Raw genomic sequence first — 1217 nt, forward strand, 5'->3', positions numbered from 1 at the left:
TGAGCAGCCTCATCTGACTGGTCCATTTTGATTGTTAGTGCATGATCGGCCTCTGATCCATCGGAATGATGGCTTCAGGAGCTGGTGGTTTGTAGCCCAATGCACTGTGGGGCCTTTTTGTGTTGTAGTGTTTCCTCCACTCTTCGATCAGGATTTGCGCTTCGCGCAGGCTGTAGAATACCTCGCCGTTGAGAAGTTCATCCCGCATCCGCCCGTTGAAGCTTTCGCAATATCCGTTTTCCCAGGGTGACCCTGGCTCGATGTAGGCGGACTTCGCGCCGACGGCGGTGATCCAGTCCCGAACAGCCCGTGCAACGAACTCAGGGCCATTATCCGACCGGATGAATGCCGGAGCGCCGCGCAGGATGAACAGGTCTGTCAGAGCATTGATCACATCTGTCGAGTTCAGCTTGCGCTTCACCTTAATCGCCAGACATTCCCGGCTGTGCTCATCAATAATGTTCAGCGTCCGAAAGACCTTTCCATCATCTGTCCGGCAATGCACGAAGTCATAGCTCCAGACATGGTTCCGATACTCGGGCCTCAGCCGAACACATGATCCGTCATTCAGCCAGAGCCGCCCCTTCTTCGGTTGTTTCGTTGGAACCTTCAGCCCCTCTCGTCGCCACAGCCGTTCGACACGACCATCGCTCACGGACCAGCCTGCATCTCTCAGCAAAGCCGCGATCCGCCGATAGCCGTAGCGGCCAAACTGTCTGGCCAATTCGCTCATGTCAGCAACCAAACGATCCTCATCGGCGCGGCCTTTCGGGATATGCCTTTGTGTGGAGCGGTGCTGCCCGAGAACCCGACAGGTCCTGCGTTCCGATACTTTGAACTGGCTTCGAACGTGATCGATACATGCGCGACGGCGAGCGGGGCTTAGTAATTTCCCTTTGCGGCTTCCTTCAGGATTAATTTGTCCAACGTAAGGTCAGACACAGCTCTTCTGAGCCGTTCATTTTCCTTTTGAAGTCGCTTCAGCTCCTTCAACTGATCCACACCCATTCCGCCATACTTCTTTCGCCAGCGATAATAGGTTTGTTCAACAACACCGATCTGTCTGATTGCATCCAGACGGGACATGCCTTGCCCCATCAACACCTCAACTTGCCGTAACTTCGAAACTATCTCTTCCGGCTTCGGTCGCTTGTTTGCCATTCTTAGTCCTCCGTTTCCTAAACATAGCGTCGGACCAGTTCAGTGGGGGAGGCTCA

The 1217-nt window shown here is 54.3% G+C and carries 1 protein-coding gene; it reads right to left on the bottom strand.

Translation table 11 applies throughout. The features are described 5' to 3' along the window. Positions 1–34: 34 nt before the first annotated feature. A protein-coding gene (locus ACR0LL_RS21120) for an IS3 family transposase (protein WP_480589260.1) occupies positions 35–1161 on the bottom strand; the annotation gives its coding sequence in 2 pieces (ribosomal slippage) (positions 35–897 and positions 897–1161; 1128 coding nt in all). Positions 1162–1217 lie beyond the last annotated feature (56 nt).

It is taken from the genome of Ruegeria sp. AI2 (genome assembly GCF_056541275.1).